This is a genomic window from Oceaniferula flava (genome assembly GCF_016811075.1).
Classification (GTDB): Bacteria; Verrucomicrobiota; Verrucomicrobiia; order Verrucomicrobiales; family Akkermansiaceae; genus Oceaniferula; species Oceaniferula flava.
Map to the genome: position 1 here is coordinate 1 of NZ_JAFBGL010000049.1, position 374 is coordinate 374.

The following is a 374-nucleotide window of genomic DNA, read 5'->3' on the forward strand; positions in this document are numbered from 1 at the left end:
CTTAAGAGAACGGCTTTTTAAATTGGTTACGGGGGTAGGATTTGAACCTACGATCCCGCAGGCGCGGGATTATGAGCCTGACGAGCTACCTGGCTGCTCAGCCGAGTAAACGTGCATCAGTGTTTTTAATCCTGACCCTCCTTTTTGACGTTTCATTTTGTTTTCCAATTTTCGAGCGTCACCAAGACTCATGCGAACGCTACGCCATTTTAATTTCCATGGACGATAGGATGCTGTCCATTTCGACATGCCATCGTTGTGTTGCACGACTCGAATCGTTACATCTTCGGAAATGCCGATGTAAATTTTGCCCGATGGGTTTTCGATGATGTAAACTTGATAATCGATGATTACAGATAACAAAAAAGCCGTCC

Annotated in this window: 1 protein-coding gene; it reads right to left on the reverse strand. The window is 44.9% G+C overall.

All coding sequences use genetic code 11. The features are described 5' to 3' along the window. Window positions 1–69 precede the first annotated feature (69 nt). A partial coding sequence (locus tag JO972_RS16775) for a GIY-YIG nuclease family protein (RefSeq protein ID WP_309491241.1) occupies window positions 70–374 on the reverse strand: 305 nt, incomplete at its 5' end.